15 protein-coding genes are annotated in these 16,025 nt (G+C 57.9%); 9 read left to right on the top strand and 6 right to left on the bottom strand.

Annotated elements, in window-relative coordinates; genetic code table 11:
• Nucleotides 1-17: 17 nt before the first annotated feature.
• The gene (gene glpD, locus ACR0J0_RS03760) at nucleotides 18-1,610 is read right to left on the bottom strand and encodes a glycerol-3-phosphate dehydrogenase (protein ID WP_480661371.1); all 1,593 of its coding nucleotides are present in this window, start codon (nucleotides 1,608-1,610) and stop codon (nucleotides 18-20) included.
• Nucleotides 1,611-1,822: 212 nt separating this feature from the next.
• Here glpD and ACR0J0_RS03755 point away from each other — a divergent pair, with 212 nt between their 5' ends.
• The 6 genes from ACR0J0_RS03755 (at nucleotide 1,823) to ACR0J0_RS03730 (ending at nucleotide 6,572) form a co-directional block, all read left to right on the top strand.
• Nucleotides 1,823-2,584 carry a DeoR/GlpR family DNA-binding transcription regulator gene (locus ACR0J0_RS03755; RefSeq protein ID WP_480661370.1) on the top strand — a complete coding sequence of 254 codons (762 nt, stop codon included), beginning with the start codon at nucleotides 1,823-1,825 and terminating at the stop codon, nucleotides 2,582-2,584.
• Nucleotides 2,585-2,699: 115 nt separating this feature from the next.
• Complete coding sequence (locus ACR0J0_RS03750; protein WP_239337747.1) at nucleotides 2,700-2,855, top strand: DUF5993 family protein; 156 nt, start codon at nucleotides 2,700-2,702, stop codon at nucleotides 2,853-2,855.
• 9 nt (nucleotides 2,856-2,864) lie between these two features.
• Entirely contained in the window at nucleotides 2,865-3,434 is a 570-nt protein-coding gene (locus ACR0J0_RS03745; RefSeq protein WP_480661369.1) for a disulfide bond formation protein B, read from the top strand.
• A 34-nt stretch (nucleotides 3,435-3,468) separates the two neighbouring features.
• Nucleotides 3,469-3,831, top strand: coding sequence for a DUF3302 domain-containing protein (locus ACR0J0_RS03740; RefSeq protein ID WP_480661368.1), 363 nt, complete (start codon nucleotides 3,469-3,471; stop codon nucleotides 3,829-3,831).
• 21 nt (nucleotides 3,832-3,852) lie between these two features.
• Nucleotides 3,853-4,998, top strand: coding sequence for an HlyD family secretion protein (locus tag ACR0J0_RS03735; protein ID WP_480661367.1), 1,146 nt, complete (start codon nucleotides 3,853-3,855; stop codon nucleotides 4,996-4,998).
• 11 nt (nucleotides 4,999-5,009) lie between these two features.
• Nucleotides 5,010-6,572, top strand: a complete 1,563-nt coding sequence (locus ACR0J0_RS03730; RefSeq protein ID WP_480661366.1) for an efflux transporter outer membrane subunit — start codon at nucleotides 5,010-5,012, stop codon at nucleotides 6,570-6,572.
• 3 nt (nucleotides 6,573-6,575) lie between these two features.
• Here ACR0J0_RS03730 and mprF read toward each other — a convergent pair whose 3' ends face one another.
• Nucleotides 6,576-9,185 (bottom strand): bifunctional lysylphosphatidylglycerol flippase/synthetase MprF, encoded by a 2,610-nt coding sequence (mprF, locus tag ACR0J0_RS03725; protein WP_480661365.1) that lies wholly within the window; start codon nucleotides 9,183-9,185, stop codon nucleotides 6,576-6,578.
• 97 nt (nucleotides 9,186-9,282) lie between these two features.
• Nucleotides 9,283-9,711: an Lrp/AsnC family transcriptional regulator gene (locus ACR0J0_RS03720; protein WP_480661364.1), complete on the bottom strand. Its 429-nt coding sequence runs from the start codon at nucleotides 9,709-9,711 to the stop codon at nucleotides 9,283-9,285.
• An 86-nt stretch (nucleotides 9,712-9,797) separates the two neighbouring features.
• Here ACR0J0_RS03720 and rocF point away from each other — a divergent pair, with 86 nt between their 5' ends.
• From rocF to ACR0J0_RS03705, 3 genes are read left to right on the top strand one after another with little or no spacing between them, the layout of a single operon-like run.
• Nucleotides 9,798-10,718 (top strand): arginase, encoded by a 921-nt coding sequence (rocF, locus tag ACR0J0_RS03715; RefSeq protein WP_480661363.1) that lies wholly within the window; start codon nucleotides 9,798-9,800, stop codon nucleotides 10,716-10,718.
• On the top strand, nucleotides 10,718-11,638 hold the full coding sequence (gene ctlX / locus ACR0J0_RS03710; protein ID WP_480661362.1) for a citrulline utilization hydrolase CtlX: 921 nt from the start codon (nucleotides 10,718-10,720) through the stop codon (nucleotides 11,636-11,638). The genes rocF and ctlX overlap by 1 nt, the downstream gene beginning before the upstream one ends.
• Nucleotides 11,639-11,644: 6 nt before the next feature.
• On the top strand, nucleotides 11,645-12,688 hold the full coding sequence (locus ACR0J0_RS03705; protein ID WP_480661361.1) for an ornithine cyclodeaminase: 1,044 nt from the start codon (nucleotides 11,645-11,647) through the stop codon (nucleotides 12,686-12,688).
• Nucleotides 12,689-12,740: 52 nt separating this feature from the next.
• On the opposite strand, the gene ACR0J0_RS03700 is transcribed toward ACR0J0_RS03705, so the two are convergent.
• From ACR0J0_RS03700 to ACR0J0_RS03690, 3 genes are all read right to left on the bottom strand, one after another.
• Nucleotides 12,741-14,144 carry a TRAP transporter large permease gene (locus ACR0J0_RS03700; RefSeq protein ID WP_480661360.1) on the bottom strand — a complete coding sequence of 468 codons (1,404 nt, stop codon included), beginning with the start codon at nucleotides 14,142-14,144 and terminating at the stop codon, nucleotides 12,741-12,743.
• A 3-nt stretch (nucleotides 14,145-14,147) separates the two neighbouring features.
• The gene (locus tag ACR0J0_RS03695) at nucleotides 14,148-14,777 is read right to left on the bottom strand and encodes a TRAP transporter small permease subunit (RefSeq protein ID WP_480661359.1); all 630 of its coding nucleotides are present in this window, start codon (nucleotides 14,775-14,777) and stop codon (nucleotides 14,148-14,150) included.
• Between the two features lie 63 nt (nucleotides 14,778-14,840).
• Nucleotides 14,841-15,857 carry a C4-dicarboxylate TRAP transporter substrate-binding protein gene (locus ACR0J0_RS03690; protein ID WP_480661358.1) on the bottom strand — a complete coding sequence of 339 codons (1,017 nt, stop codon included), beginning with the start codon at nucleotides 15,855-15,857 and terminating at the stop codon, nucleotides 14,841-14,843.
• Nucleotides 15,858-16,025: the final 168 nt, after the last annotated feature.

Raw genomic sequence — 16,025 nt, 5'->3', positions numbered from 1 at the left:
TTTTTCGGGCCGTTTGCCTAGGCCGTAACGACCGCCGGCGCGTTTTGATGATCCATCCAGCGCTGAATGTGCTCGATTTGCTCTGCGGTCAGTCTCAGGCCCATCTTGTTCCGGCGCCACACGACGTCTTCGGCCGTGCGGGCGTATTCCTTGTCCATCAACCACGCCAATTCCCGCGCGCTCAGAGTCGCGCCAAAGTCTTCGCCCAAATCTGCTGCAGACGTGGCTTCCCCAAGAATTGTCCGGGCTTCGGTGCCATAGGCGCGGACCAACCGCTCGGCCCAAGGGCGGTCAAGAAACCCGTAGGCCGCCAATAGTCCCTCAACCAGATCCTGCACGCCATGGACCGGAAAGTCACCTCCGGGCAACGCAACGCCAGCTGTCCATGGGCCGGGCAAATCGGGGAAATGCTCGGCCACCTTTTCCATGGCGCTTTCCGCCAGGCGCCGGTAGGTGGTGATCTTTCCTCCAAACACATTCAACACCGGCGCCCCGCCCTGCGCGTCGACCTTCAGCGTGTAATCGCGAGTCGCAGCTGTCGCACTGCTGGCCCCATCGTCGTACAGAGGACGGACACCGGAATAGGTCCATACGATATCATCGCGCGTCACCGGCTGCTTGAAGTACTTTGTAGCGAACGCGCACAGATAATCCTGCTCTTCCTCGGTACAGACCGGTGGCTCCGACGGGTCCGGATGGTCCTGATCCGTTGTACCGATCAGCGTATAGTCCCGCTCATACGGAATGGCGAAGATGATGCGCCCGTCTTCACCCTGAAAGAAATAGCACTTGTCGTGGTCGTAGAGTTTGCGCGTCACGATATGGCTGCCACGCACCAGGCGAACTCCTTCGCGGGAGTTGATCCGGATCTTGGTCTGGATGATGTCTCCGACCCACGGTCCACCCGCATTGATCAGCATTCTGGCGCGAATTTCACTTGTTTCTCCGCTTTGTTGATCGCGGATTGTGACCTTCCACAGATCATCGACCCGTTCAGCGGAGAGAACTTCAGTCTGCACCAGAATTTTCGCGCCGCGAGCCTCAGCATCGCGGGCATTCAGTACCACCAGCCGGGAGTCTTCGATCCAGCAGTCGGAATACTCGTAAGCGGTTTCGAACTTATCCTGCAGCGGCGCACCTTCCGGAGCGCTGCGCAGGTTCAGCGAAGCTGTTCCCGGCAGGATTTTGCGACCACCAAGGTGGTCGTACATAAACAACCCCAAACGGATCAGCCACGCCGGGCGCTGTCCCCGCATCCACGGCATCACGGTACTCAGCAACCGGGACGTCGGTGTCTCGGAGTCAAACCGCATGTCAGCGTGATACGGCAGCACAAAGCGCATCGGCCAACTGATATGGGGCATCGCCCGCAGTAGTGTTTCGCGCTCAATCAGAGCCTCTCTCACCAGGCGAAACTCGAAGAATTCCAGATATCGCAATCCGCCATGAAACAGCTTGGTTGAAGCCGAAGAAGTTGCCGACGCCAGATCGTTCATCTCTGCCAAGGTGACAGACATCCCTCGCCCGGCCGCATCACGGGCAATACCACACCCGTTGATCCCGCCACCGATGATGAAAAGGTCTGTGACCTCGCCACTTTGCCGTTCCATATCCGGATGATTCCCTATGCTGGAAAAGTCGCGGCCATTAACCCGGCGCAAGCGCGTTTCGTCAATGCGATTATTCGTATTTTTTCGTTTTTACTTCCAAACAGCGTTGGATTGTTTAATTTTGACCTTCACTCACTGAATTCGCGTTCGAATGCTTGCAAAATCCTCTAGTTCGAACAAAAACGAACTTACTTATTTATCCGGAGCCAAACATGTCTCTTTCCTTTCGCCAGTCGGATATTCTGAACGTAGCCAGAAAAGACGGTCGGGTAATGGTTGAAGAACTGGCTGACCGGTTCGGTGTGACGGTCCAAACCATTCGCCGCGACCTTTCCGAGCTGGCCGATATGGGGAAACTGGACCGCGTGCATGGCGGTGCGGTCCTGCGGTCCGGCGTCTCAAACATAGGTTATGAAGACCGCCGTGCGCTGAACGAAGATGCCAAGGCACGTATTGCGCTGACCTGTGCTGGTGACATTCCGGACGGCGCGTCGGTGTTTATGAATATCGGCACTTCGACCGAGGCTGTCGCGCGCCAGCTGCTAAACCATAAGGATCTGATGGTCGTCACCAACAACATGAACGTCGCCAACATTCTGGTGGAAAACCCCAATTGCGAAATTGTCGTTGCAGGGGGCGTCCTGCGTCGTTCGGATGGCGGGCTGATTGGCAATCTGACGATATCGACCATTAGGCAGTTCAAGTTCGACTACGCCGTTATCGGCTGCTCTGCGCTGGATACCGACGGCGATCTACTGGACTTTGATTTTCAAGAGGTCCACGTCAGCCAGTCAATTCTCGCCCAGACACGGCGCACATTTCTTGTGGCCGATCATTCGAAGTTTCAAAGGGCAGCTCCGGCCCGCATCTCATCCTTGGCCGAAATCGATACGTTCTACACCGACCATCCGCTGACAGCCTATCTGCGCGACCGGTGCAACGAATGGGATACTACCGTGCGCATATGCCAATAACAGCGTAAGTGGTTCGCCTAAAAGGTGAACCTTGCAACCCTTTCCTTGCCAGATACCATTTCGCCTGACAGTATCCCCGTATTGCGATCGTTGCACGGAAGGGGAGAACCGGGCCATGATAGCGCTTTTATTTGCGTTACTTACAGCCACGATGGGGCTGAACTATTTTCGAAGAACAACGGCAGCCAACACGCTGTTCATTTTCACGCTGGCGTTGAGTGTGTACTGGCTGAAGTTTCACGCCACCAGCCAGCTGACGATTCAGTTGTAGGGGGCGGCGATGACACCGGACCTGTCCCGAACATTGAATGCCATCGGCATGCTTGCCGTGAGCCTCGTGCTATTGCTGGCCTATATCTACCAGCTGACGCTGTATGAACTGCCCTGCCCGCTTTGCCTGCTGCAACGCGTTGGCTTTGTCGCCGTGGGCGTCGGTCTGGGACTGAACCTTCTATACGGAGCCCGCCCCCAACACTATGCGTTAATGCTGATTGCCGCATTGTTCGGCGGCAGCGTCGCGGTGCGGCAAATCCTTCTGCACATCGTACCGGGCACCGGTCATTACGGCTCACCCGTTCTGGGACTGCATTACTACACTTGGGCCGCCATTTGCTTTTTTCTGATCCTGCTGGGCACGGCAATCATGCTGATGTTTGAACGCCAATATGCCACCGACACGTCGGACCAACCGCGCTTTGGCGGCAGCACTTTGGCAAAGACGGCGTTCTTCGTCATGCTTGGGCTCGCTGTGCTGAACGCAGTTTCAACCTTGATCGAGTGCGGCCCGGGAATTTGCGCCGACCCGCCAACCAGCTACAAATTGATTGACGAACTAGGCACCAACAATTGAGGATGGGATAACCTTCCCAAACGGAGGCACGAACATGGGGTTACTTGGGCAGCCGCTGGACTACTATGACTACCTGACGTTTCTTGCATTGATATTGCTGCTGGCGGCGGTGATGGCTCTGTTCCTGTTCGTCATGGGTTTACCGGGACGCATCGCGATCAAACGTAACCACCCTCATGCTGAGGCGATCAAGATCATGGGGTGGATGGGGTTTCTGGCCATCGTCCCATGGGTCCACGCCTTTATCTGGGCTTTCCACGACGGAACCGTTGTCGATATTCGCCGCATGCCCGACGATGAACGGGAGGCTGTTCGCAAGGAAATCAAGCGGTTGGGTGGTGAGCTGACGGAAGAGTACCGCGACCCGCTTGACCCGGACGAGACGCAAAAAAGCTAAGGCCAAAGGAAACTACAAAATATGTTCGTCGCCCTCGGCATTACGCTTTTTTACATCATCTTCGTCTGGTTTATCTTCTTCAAAGTGAAGTGGCTGAAGTTCAGTATCACTTGGGGGATCGTGACCTTCTGGGTGGGTGCCCACCTGTTGTTGGTCTTTCTGGTTGCACTACGGTTCTTCCAACCCTTCTCGATCGACAGCCATGTGGTCCGTTCGACCATCCAGATCGTCCCGCGCCTGACCGAACCGACGATCCTGACCGAAGTGCTGGTGGAGCCCAACACGCCCGTTCTCAAAGGTGATCCGCTCTATCGCTTTGACGACACGGTCTTCTCACTTGAGGTTGAATCCGCTACCGCGCAATTGGTGGCCGCAGAGCAGAACGCCAAAATCCTCGAACAGGACGTGATTGTCGCGGCCGAAGCCGTTGAGCGCGCGAATGCCCAGTTGGCTTATGCGCAGACTCAGCAGGCGCGGTACGAAAATCTGGTGCCTGCAGGTGGTGCGCGTCAGGACGAGCTGGATCGCTGGAACGAACAGGTAACCGAGGATCAGGCACAAATCAAAGAGGCCGAAGCAAATCTGGAGAAGGCCAATCTGGCTTTGGACTCGCAGATCGACGGGATCAATACCGGCATCCTGCAGGCGCAGGCTCAGTTGGATAAGGCTCAGTATTTTCTCGACAATACCACGATCTATGCACCCGAAGACGGCATGATCGTGTCTCAACAGGCGCGGCCGGGGCTTGTCGTTGGTGATATCCGTCTGGGGGCGATTGCCAGCTTTGTAACCAAGGACAACCCCTACATTCTGGCCACTTACAGACAACAGAATCTGAAGTTTGTCGAAGTCGGTCAACCCGTCGAGGTCGCGCTTGACCTCTATCCCGGAGAAATCCTGACTGGCAAGGTCGAGGCAATCTGGTGGGCCACCCGACAGGGTCAGTATCTTCCCTCGGGCCGCCTGCCCGGGTTTGAATTGCCGAAACTGCCAGGACGTATCGCGGTGCAGATCTCGGTCGACATCCCTGACGATCACACCTTCCCTGCTGGCGGTCACGCGGCCGTCGCGATCTACACCGGGCAAGGCAAGAGCTTTGAATTTTTGCGGCGGATCAATATCCGGCTGTATTCCTTCGCCAACTTCATTCGACCATTGGATATCTGAGGACGCTTAGCATGACCCGGGCCAGACTTTACCGCCGATTGATGGGCACGGCCCTGTGTGCAACGCTCTTCGTGGGGTGCGCACCGGTCGGTCCGGATTTCGTGCGGCCCAACTCTCCGGTCGTCAAGCAGTGGATCGAGGTGAACAGTCCAAGCGCGGGACAAAGTGGGCTGACCTCGCGCAGCGCACCGGTGGTTAAATGGTGGGAAACCTTCAACGATCCCACGCTGAACAAGCTGATCGCCGAAGCGTATGCCCAGAACCTTGATCTGCAGGTGGCGGGCGCCCGTGTCCTGCAAGCGCGCGCGCAATTGGGCATCGCCTTCGGTGAGCTCTATCCGCAATCGCAGGCCATCGGCGCATCCATCGAACGCCGCCAGGTCAGCGACAACCTCGGGCCAATTTCCGATATCCGCAGGATCATCCCGCTCGACACCGAGTTTTCAACGTCTCAAGTCGGGTTCGACGCCCAATGGGAGCTGGACGTCTGGGGCCAGCAACGCCGCGGCGTACAGGCCGCGCGCTCCAATCTGGCTTTGCAGGTGGCAAACTATGACGACGCGCTGGTCACACTGACCGGAGATGTCGCGGCGCTCTACGTTAACATCCGGGCGCTGCAGGAGTCGCTGGCGGTCGCGCGCGAGAACATCCAACTACAACAGGAGTCCGCCGACCTGACCCAGCTGCGGTTTAACAACGGCGTGACCACCGAACTGGACGTTCAGGAATCGCAAGCCTTGCTGAACAACACCAAGGCTTTGGTTCCCGAAATCGAAAGCGACCTTCAACAGGCTAAGAATGCTTTGGCGGTCTTGCTTGGCGCGACGCCTTCCCGGATGACCAGCCTGCTGGGTAACTCTGGTCGCATCCCGTCGGCACGTTCCAACGTGGCGGTCGGTGTTCCGGCCGAACTGCTGCGTCGCCGCCCCGACGTCCGCGCGGCGGAACTGGCAGCAGCAACGCAATCAGCTCAGGTCGGTATCGCGCTGGCGGATCTGTATCCGCAGTTTATCCTGTCCGGCGCAATTGGCCTGCAGGCGTCGGGCGGGCGTGACCTGTTCTCGTCGACCAGCAGCACGGGACTGGCCAATGCTGGTGTGGTCTGGAACGTGCTGAACTACGGCCGGATTAAAAACAACGTGCGAGCGCAGGATGCTGCCTATCAGGCGCTGATCGCCAATTATCAGAATACGGTCCTGACCGCCTATTCCGAGGTTGAAAGCGCGATGGTGGCCTACGCACAGTCCCGCAAGCAGGTCGGGTTTTATGAAAACAGCGTCGCGGCTTCGCGCAAAGCGGCCGAGATCGCCATCGACCAGTACCGGGACGGCATCGCCAGCTATTCTCGGATCCTAAACACGCAGACTTCCCTGCTGCGGTCGCAGGCCAATCTGATCGAAGCGCGTCAGCAAGTGTCCAGCAATTTGGTTGCTGTTTACAAAGGATTGGGCGGCGGCTGGCAAATCCGCCAAAACCAGGAATTCCTGCCCGAAACCGTTCTGGCTGAGATGGCATATCGCACCGATTGGGGCGACCTGCTGGAGAAAACCCCAACGCGCGCCAGCCTGAACTGACCCTTACTTGGTCAGCCCGCGTAACCCGCCTGAGATCAAAATATTCACCTCGTACAGAATCCTCGGGGCCGCCAGACCACCAGGGCTGGCCAGATAGTTCGGGCTCCATTCCGGGTCAAACTTCTGCTTGAAGGACCGAAGCCCTTCGAAGTGATAAAACTGCTCGCCATGTTCATAAACGAACCCGCCAACCCGGTTCCAGAAGGATGCCAGTTGCCTGTTCTCGATCCCGGAAAACGGTGCAGCCCCGAGCGAGAACCAATGGAACCCCTGCTCTGCCCCCCAGGTCATCATCTCGGCGAACAGCGCGTCCATAATAAAGTTCGACCCATCAGGCTCATACCGCATCAGGTCCAGCGATAGTTCCGACTTATGCCCGCCCTGAAAGAGGTTGGCAAAGGCCACGATCTTTCCGGTAGCAGCCTTTTTCAGCACCGCGAAATCGAAATAGGACAGGTATTCATCGTCAAAGCCACCGAGCGCAAAGCCCTTTTCCTCTCCGGCCTTGTGCTCCAACCAGTCATCTGAGATTTTGCGCAACTCTGGCAGCGCCGGGGCCAGGTTTTCCTTTGGAAGGATCTCGAACACGTATCCTTCGCGTTCGGCCCTGTGCTTGGCCTGACGGAACCTTTTGCGCGGCTTTCCGTCCAGTGAAAAATCCTTCAGCGGAACACGCGCAACCTCTCCGATTTTCAGGATCGAGAGGCCCAGATCCAGAAACGTTGGCAGGTACTTGGTCGAGACGCTGTAGAACGCGCACAGCTTGCCCTCGCGATCCGCCATCTCGCGCAATTGCCAGATCAGTTGTTGGCCAGCCTTTTCTTCCCCCACAGGCTCGCCTTTACTGATCAGTGCGTTGCCGGTATCGGCATAGGCCAGAAACGCCTTGTCGTCTGGGGAAATAAGGAACTGTTTGTCGCCGGTGAGGGAAATTTGCGCCTCGGTGTCTTCGCTTTCCAGCGCCAGCCGTTCGACAACTTCCGGTATCTCGGTCCGCATCGGCTCGGGAACCTCTCGCCCAAACAGCGAGTTTACGGCCACAATACCAAGGATGACCGCCACAACGAGACTGGAACGTAAGAAGCGCGAGGCGTTACCGTTCCAGGCGAATTCCCACCAAAGGGCGTTCTGGTATTCGACATGTGAATAAGCGAACAGTCCGATCCAAAAGATTACCAGAAGCAAGGCAATAACGCTGACCAGCCACGGAATATTCAGGCGGAAGATCGACGCGCCGCTGACCCGGTAAAAGGCTCCGCGAAACGTGGCAAGCAGGGCGATGGTGCCAAGCATTGTGATTGCTTCGTGGGTGTCTAGGCCCTTGGTTAGCGATGCAATGAACCCCGCGACCATCAACAACATGGCGACCACCCAGGCTCGGTACAGCTTGCGGAACAGCCCCCGCGACACGAGGAGCAGCAAAACCCCAACCGCACTGCCGGCAAGGTGAGACGCCTCAACGAATGACAGGGGCAGGAAGTCACGCAATGCGCCCAGGCTCTGGCTATTTGTGGGCAATGCTCCGGACACCAACAGGATGACCCCGGCGACGGCAGCAACCCCCGCGGCAACCATCGGGATGATCGGGCGGATCACGCGATAAACCCATGTCGCCGCCCCGCTGATGTGGTGGCGGTGCGTCAGCGCTGACGCAACCGCGATGGACAATGTGGCAATTGCAAACGGCAGAAACGTGTAGACCAACCGATAAAGCAACAGCGCTGCGATCACGTCGGACCGCCCCGAGGCTCCTAGTCCAGCGATCAGAGTTGCTTCGAACGCGCCGATCCCGCCTGGGGCGTGGCTGAGGATGCCGACGGCGATGGCGCCAATGTAGATTGTGAAGAAGAACGGATATCCAACCCCAATGTCATCCGGCATCAAAACGTATAGGGTCATCGATGCCCCGAACAGATCACCGACCGCGGCCAGCGTCAGAAGTCCGGCCAGTTTGCCGCCCGGCAGGTTGAAGCCCAACCCTCCCGTAGCCAGTCTGCGCCCGCCTCTGGAAAGCCAAATGAACAAGCTTGCCAGCGCTGCCAGCAAGCACACACCGATCACGGTTTCGGTGACATCACTTATGGGCAAAATCTTGGAGATTCCGTCCGGATGCAGCGTTAGCAATGTGCCCAACAGCAAAACAAAACCCGACCAGAAAGCGATCCATGAGGTGGCAATAACACCCGCGACCCTGCCTAAATCCAGTCCAAGAGACGCGTAGATCCGATACCTGATCGCCGTGCCCGTAATGTAGGAAAATCCAAGACAATTCGACACCGCGTACCCGCAGGCCCCGGCCATGCCAGCCACTGGCAACGGCACCTCTCCATCTGCCACACTTTGCACCGCGAATACGTCATAGAGCGACAGTGAGAAAAAGCTAAACGCTGTCCAACACAGCGCGATGAGCATCAGTTTCCACGATGTGTTCGCAACGTCCGTCTGCACATCAGCCCATTTCACGTGGGATGACAGCTCGTGTAGAACAATCAGTGCGATGAGGGTCACAAGAATCGGTATTGCGATCCTGACCACGGGCTTTTCAAGAAACCCCGACACCCGTTCCGCCAAGCGTACAGCCCAGAGTTCTTCGACGTTCTCTTGCGTTGCCATGCTTTGTCCCTGCTCTCAGGCCTTTTCACGTCCTGCGCGGTTGGATCACGCAAAGCAACTTTTGCACATTTTCTTTCAGGCTCAAAGCACTACGCGGTCAGAACCGCCCCTTTCGGGTCGAGAGCAGCAGGTTGGTCTCGGACCGGGTTATCCCCTCCATGCGGCGAATCTGGAACAGAACCTCGTCCAGCTCGGCCAGTGTTTCGGTCCAGATTTCAGCGATCAGGTCCCAGCTGCCGTTCGTGGAATGCACAGCGCGCACCTGACGCATGGCGGCGATGCGGGCCATCGTGCGCTCGGTTCCCCGGCCTTCGATTTCCAGCATCATTAAGCCGCGCACGGGGCTTTGCGCCACGTCCTGACGGGTGAGAACGGTGAACCCAACGATCTCGCCTGACTGTTTCAGGCGCTGCAACCGGCTGCGTACGGTCGTGCGTGTCACACCCAGCGTTTCAGCGAGTTCAGACAGCGATGCCCGCGCATCCCGGTGCAAAGCGCTCAGCAGCCTACTATCCAAATCGTCCATGATTGCTTTCCGGTTCGTATATCTAAGTGTCATTTTGAACATTTTGCTGCCTTTTCGCAAGCCACCCTGAGTGGCTAGATAGTCATATGGATACTGAAAACGTGATATTGGTCGGTGCGCCGATGGACGCTGGCAAACGCCGTCAGGGGTGCCGCATGGGTCCCGACGCGTATCGGGTGGCGGGCCTACAAGAAGCCCTGACAGATCTTGGGCATCAAGTAACGGATATCGGCAATGTCAGCGCCGATCCGTCGGATGTGCCAGAGCACCCGCATCTTGTCGCCCTGCCCGAATGTGTAGGCTGGACCGGTGCGCTCAGCCGCGCGGCGCAGGAAACAGCACCCAAGGGCCTGCCGATTTTCATGGGAGGTGACCACGCCTTGTCGATGGGCACCGTCGCTGGCATGGCCGCACATGCCAACCGGATCGGGCGGCCGCTGTTTGTGCTCTGGCTGGATGCGCACAGCGATTTTCACACTCCGGACAGCACCGGCAGCGGTAACCTGCACGGCACTCCCGTAGCCTACTTCACCGGGCAACCCGGGTTTGACGCCTTCCCACCTTTAGCCGCCCCCGTTCCGACAGACCGCGTGGGTATGATCGGTCTGAGGTCCGTGGATCCTGCAGAACGCGCCCGACTGGAGCAGGATCAGGCCATGCTGGCGGATATGCGCAGCATCGATGAACATGGCATCAAGGCACCGTTGATTGCATTCCTGGACCGTGTCCGGGCGGCAAACGGCCTTCTTCACGTCTCGCTGGATGTCGACTTTCTGGACCCATCTGTCGCCCCAGCCGTGGGCACCACCGTTCCCGGAGGCGCGACCGAACGCGAAGCCCATCTGGTGATGGAACTTCTGCACGAAAGCGGTCTGGTCTGCTCACTGGATCTGGTCGAACTGAATCCGTTCCTTGATGAACGTGGACGCACTGCGAAACTTATGGTTGATCTGGCCGCCTCCTTGCTGGGTCGCCGCATCTTCGACCGCCCGACCCGGAGCTTCTGATGAATTCCCTTCAATCTCCCTCTGCCGTCGTTATGGTACGCCCGCACGAGTTTGTTTCGAACCCTGAGACACGCCACGACAATGCGTTTCAGACGCTGGCACACCGATCCGCCGAAGCGACTTCAGCAGCCGCGCGCGACGAACATGATCGCGCGGTCGAACAACTGCGCGAGGCAGGTGTAACCGTTCATGTCTTTGACGATCACGGCCAATTGAACACGCCTGACAGCGTTTTTCCCAATAACTGGTTCTCGACACATCCCGGTGGGCACGTCGCGATTTACCCGATGTTTGTTCCGTCGCGCCGACGCGAACGCCGCTTAGATGTTATCGAATTGCTGAAGCAGGAATACCGCGTTCAGGACGTGATTGACTATTCAGGGCTGGAACAGGATAACCTTGCGCTGGAAGGTACCGGAGCAATGGTTCTCGATCACGTCGGGCGCATTGCTTACACGGTCAAATCCAACCGCGCTGATCCTGTTCTGCTAGAGCGGTTCTGCACGAACTTCAACTACGAACCCATCGCGTTCGAAGCTCGGGATGCTGAAGGCAGAGATGTCTATCACACCAATGTCCTGATGGGGATCGGTACGCATTATGCTCTGATCTGTCTTGACATGATCACCGACGCCGAACGCCGTGCAACCGTGCGGGCGCGATTGGAAGAATCCGGTCGCACTGTCATCGACTTGTCGCATGACCAGATCGCGAATTTTGCCGGAAACACCATTGAGCTCAGCGGGCGTGACGGCCTTGTGCTGGCATTGTCCAGCCGCGCCAGGGATGCGCTGACGCCCAAACAGATCAACATCATCGAAGACAGCGCAACCCTGCTGCCTTTGTCGGTTCCGACCATAGAAACAGCCGGTGGATCAGTACGTTGCATGATCGCCGGTATCCACCTTTCCCGCCGATAGGAGATCATGATGCAACCTTCTGACAAGGCGCTTGTGCCCTTTGTATCCGTCGACAACATGATGCGGCTGGTGCATCACATCGGGCTTGAAAAGATGATCACCCAGATCGCGGCCCAAATTGAATCCGATTTCAAACGCTGGGAGAGCTTTGACAAGACACCCCGCATCCCAGCCCACTCGCCCCATGGCGTGATCGAGCTGATGCCGACCTCGGACGGTGAGGCCTACGGATTCAAATACGTCAACGGGCACCCCAAGAACACATCCGAGGGTCTGCAGACCGTCACCGCCTTTGGCCTGCTGGCTGACGTCTATACCGGCTACCCGACCCTGTTGACCGAGATGACAATGCTGACCGCGCTGCGCACCGCCGCGACCTCGGCTTTGGTGGGCAGTTATCTGGCCCCGAAAAACTCACGCGTCATGGCAATGATCGGGAACGGCGCGCAGTCTGAATTCCAATGTCTGGCGTTCAAGGCCATGTGTGGGATCGACACGGTACGTCTGTTCGACACCGATCGCGCAGCGACCGAGAAATGTGCGGCAAACCTAAAGAACTCCGGTCTGACTGTCGTGCAGTGCAAAACAGCCGAGGATGCCATCGAGGGCGCGCAGATCATCACCACCTGCACGGCGGACAAGAAATACGCCACGATCCTGACCGACAACATGGTTGGCCCGGGCGTGCATATCAACGCCATTGGCGGCGACTGCCCAGGCAAAACCGAGTTGCATCGCGATATCCTGCTGCGGTCTGAGATCTTTGTCGAATACCCCGAACAAACCCGTATCGAAGGCGAGATTCAGGCGTTGGATGACAATCATCCGGTCACTGAGATGTGGCAGGTGATGACCGGTCAGGCCAAAGGTCGCCTGGATGACCGCCAGATCACGCTGTTTGACAGCGTTGGCTTCGCGATCGAGGACTTCTCGGCCCTGCGATACATCCAGTCCGCCATCGAAGGCACTGATTTCTTTGAACCTCTGGACATGCTGGCCGACCCTGATGACCCGCGTGACCTCTACGGGATGCTGATGCGGGCGAGCTGAAGAACCCGCACTTCACGTCGACTAGCCCCCGGCTCACCACCGGGGGCTTTTTCTATCCGGCTAATGACGGCAAGTAGAGTACGATGCCAGGAAACGCCACAAGCAATGCGATGGTCACGCCATCGGCAATGAAGAACGGCGTCACCCCTTTGAACACGTCCTGAACGCTCAGATCCGGGCGCACGCCTGCGACCACGAAACAGTTCAGACCGATGGGCGGTGTGATCAGACAGAATTCCGCCATCTTCACCACCAGAATACCAAACCAGATGGCGCACATCGGCCCCGACATGCCGAAAGCGCTGTCGGCAGCACTGACTGTTTCGCCACCGTTCAGGGCCATGACTGCCGGATAGACCACCGGCAAGGTCAGCAACAGCATCCCAATCGCGTCCATGAACATGCCAAGCACGGCATAGGCCAAGAGGATGCAGATCAGGATCAGCATCGGCGACATTTCCAAAGAGGTGATCCAATCCGAGAACGCGCCCGGCAGATCCGCAAAACCGAGGAAACGCACATAGATCAGCACACCCCAGATGATCGTGAAGATCATGGCTGTCAGTTTCGCGGTTTCCAGAAGTGCCGACTTCAACTCGGGCCACCGCATACCGTGAAACAGGGCAAAACAGAACACGATGAAGGCCCCGATCGCACCACCTTCAGTCGGTGTACCCCAGGCCTTCTCACCGAACGGGTTATAGACAAAGCAGATGATGATCAGGATCACCGCGACAATCGGAATTGCACCCGGAAGGGATGCAAAGCGCTGTTTCCAAGTGAACCCTGTGACCGGAGGGCCGACGGATTTGAATACAACTGCGATGCCCACGATCAGCAGGCCGTACACAACGGCAGAAAATGCCCCTGGAATAAACCCGGCGAGCAGCAGTTTGCCCACATCCTGCTCGACAATGATCGCGTAGATCACAAGGATCGCGGACGGCGGGATCAGCGATGCCAGCGTTCCGCCCGCAGCGACAACCCCGGCCGCGAATTGCTTGTTGTAGCCGACCTTCAGCATCTCGGGGATCGCGATCCGTGCGAACACGGCGGATGTGGCCACCGAGGCACCAGATACTGCCGCGAAACCCGCAGTCGCGAATACAGTTGAAACCGCGAGCCCCCCGGGCACCCACGCGACCCAGCGTTTCGCGGCCTCGAACAGCGCGCGCGTGAGCCCCGCGTAATAGGCCAGATAGCCGATCAGGATGAATGTGGGGATCAGGCTGAGCGTGTGCGCTGCAACCTTGGAGTGCGGCACCTGCCCCGCCGTTTTGACGGCGACCGTCAGTGCTTTGCCAAAGCGGTCGGGGTCATAGCCGAACTTCGCCCAGAATATCCAGACCAAGCCAATCAGCCCCGCAAGACCGGCAGCAAAGGCCACGCGCATTCCGGTCACAACCAGAACCAGCAGGCCACCTGTGACCCACAGGCCAATCTCAATCGTGTCCATACGCTAGTCCTGCCCTTCGAATTGCTCGGCTTCGGCGGCTGCCTGCGCCGCCGCATCCTGTATCAGAGGCACCGCAACCGGGCTTTCAACCCCCAGTAAAAAGGCACGACCATAGCCCCAAACCTGCAATAGCAGCCGCAAGCAAAGAACCGAGAATGCAACCGGGGCCAGCAGCTTGGCAGGCCAGAGCGGGATGCCGATGTCGATTGAACTGTCGCGACTCCACATCGGGGCACCGAAGTCGAACGAGCGGTCAAAGTGGGACCAGCTGCCCCAAACAAGCGCCAGCATCAGCACCAGGATCAAAATCACCGAGATCAGCTCGAACAGCCACAGTGCCCGCCCGTGCAAGCGCGAGATCACAATATCCATTCGGATATGGCCGCCATCGCGCTGAACGTAGGAAATCCCCAAAAACGCAATCAACGGCATCGCTTGTTCGATCCAGTCGACATACCCCGGCAAGGGAGCGTTGATCGCATTGCGACCGCTGACCGAAACAACAGCCAGAACCATAAGCCCAAACACGGCAACACCGCTGATTAGCGCGAGAAATCGCTCCAACCTCAGCAGCTTACGATCCAATGAACTCAGGAGGCTGTTGTCCTCAAGCACCGTGGCCTGTCCTGCCATACCGGTGTTCCCCTGTATTTTGATTGTTGTCCGGGTGCCCCCATGGGCACCCGGATGTCGCGATTAATTACCGCTGCGCTGTTGTTCCAGCGTGGATTGGACCAGATCATACAGATCCTGCGCGGGAAGGCCCTGAGCGGACATGTCCGCAATCCACTGTTCGCGGATCGGGTCAGCAGCCTTTGTGCGGAACTCGGCGATCACCGCATCGTCGATCTGCACTTTCTCAACACCTTTTTCGGACAGAACACCATCCCACTGCTCCAGCAAAGTGCCGTAGTTGGCCAGATAGTGATCAATCGCTTCGTCGATTGAGCTATCCAGCGCTTCGCGATGCTCGGCGGGCAGTGCTTCATAGGCGTCGATGTTGACCACGACCGGGCAGTTTACGGTGCCGGGGTTCAGGTTGGCTGTCCACCAGTCGGCCTCGTTGATCGTGCCGAAGGACAGATGCGCGTGCTGGGCGAAGGCCACTGTGTCCACAACGCCAGATTCCATCGCGTTGAAAGCTTCGGTCGCAGGCACCGATGTCGGAACGCCACCAACGGCTTCGAACGCCTGACCCAGACCACCCGTGGCGCGAACGCGCATCCCTTCGAATTCGGCCAGTTCATCGCGCGGCTCGCCAGTGCCAACCAGGTTATACTGCGGCATCGGAGAGGTCATGATGATGCGCGCGTTCCACTGCGCCATCTCATCTTTGACGGCGGGGTGATCGTAAACAGCGTGGCTGACCGCGACCTCTTCATCCAGATTGCTGACGCCAAGGAACGGCAGCTCTAGAACGGTAATCGCGCGGTTCTTGTCGCGGTGGTACCCGGCACAGAACTGCGCCATCTCGAACGCGCCGATTTCAATCCCGTCAAGGTTCTCGCGTGGCTTGGACAGCCCGCCATAGCTGACGTTGATGGTGAAATCGCCATTGGTCTTCTCGCTGACCAGTTCCGCGAGCTTTTCAACGTGTTCGGTAAATGCGCGGCGCTTGCCCCAGACTGAGGCATTCCACTCGGTTGCGGCGGCCTCGGACACGAACGCAACACCCAAAGCGGCCACAGCGGCGCCGCTCAACATCTTTTTCATATTGATTTCTCCCTTTGTTGCACCCCCTTGCCGAGGCGCTTGCGCTCAAAGCTAGCGCCAACATCGGTATGTGCCAACCCCCGGGCATCATTCCCTACGAGCGGTAAGCGCAGCCGTCATACGCTAACAACCAAAAGACGAGTCCCAAATGACTTCAACACTACACTG

The sequence above is a fragment of the Ruegeria sp. BF12 genome, from assembly GCF_056538705.1.
Note: the sequence above shows the minus strand (reverse complement) of the source record. Positions and strands in the feature narration are given on the sequence as shown.

Excerpts from the sequence above, each read along its gene's own strand:
- ACR0J0_RS03690 (WP_480661358.1), bottom strand. The coding sequence starts at position 15,857 with ATGAAAAAGATGTTGAGCGGCGCCGCTGTGGCCGCTTTGGGTGTTGCG.
- ACR0J0_RS03745 (WP_480661369.1), top strand. The coding sequence starts at position 2,865 with ATGACACCGGACCTGTCCCGAACATTGAATGCCATCGGCATGCTTGCC.
- ACR0J0_RS03735 (WP_480661367.1), top strand. The coding sequence starts at position 3,853 with ATGTTCGTCGCCCTCGGCATTACGCTTTTTTACATCATCTTCGTCTGG.
- ACR0J0_RS03705 (WP_480661361.1), top strand. The coding sequence starts at position 11,645 with ATGATGCAACCTTCTGACAAGGCGCTTGTGCCCTTTGTATCCGTCGAC.
- ACR0J0_RS03730 (WP_480661366.1), top strand. The coding sequence starts at position 5,010 with ATGACCCGGGCCAGACTTTACCGCCGATTGATGGGCACGGCCCTGTGT.
- ACR0J0_RS03740 (WP_480661368.1), top strand. The coding sequence starts at position 3,469 with ATGGGGTTACTTGGGCAGCCGCTGGACTACTATGACTACCTGACGTTT.
- ACR0J0_RS03750 (WP_239337747.1), top strand. The coding sequence starts at position 2,700 with ATGATAGCGCTTTTATTTGCGTTACTTACAGCCACGATGGGGCTGAAC.
- mprF (WP_480661365.1), bottom strand. The coding sequence starts at position 9,185 with ATGGCAACGCAAGAGAACGTCGAAGAACTCTGGGCTGTACGCTTGGCG.
- ACR0J0_RS03755 (WP_480661370.1), top strand. The coding sequence starts at position 1,823 with ATGTCTCTTTCCTTTCGCCAGTCGGATATTCTGAACGTAGCCAGAAAA.
- ACR0J0_RS03720 (WP_480661364.1), bottom strand. The coding sequence starts at position 9,711 with ATGGACGATTTGGATAGTAGGCTGCTGAGCGCTTTGCACCGGGATGCG.
- rocF (WP_480661363.1), top strand. The coding sequence starts at position 9,798 with ATGGATACTGAAAACGTGATATTGGTCGGTGCGCCGATGGACGCTGGC.
- ctlX (WP_480661362.1), top strand. The coding sequence starts at position 10,718 with ATGAATTCCCTTCAATCTCCCTCTGCCGTCGTTATGGTACGCCCGCAC.
- ACR0J0_RS03700 (WP_480661360.1), bottom strand. The coding sequence starts at position 14,144 with ATGGACACGATTGAGATTGGCCTGTGGGTCACAGGTGGCCTGCTGGTT.
- ACR0J0_RS03695 (WP_480661359.1), bottom strand. The coding sequence starts at position 14,777 with ATGGCAGGACAGGCCACGGTGCTTGAGGACAACAGCCTCCTGAGTTCA.
- glpD (WP_480661371.1), bottom strand. The coding sequence starts at position 1,610 with ATGGAACGGCAAAGTGGCGAGGTCACAGACCTTTTCATCATCGGTGGC.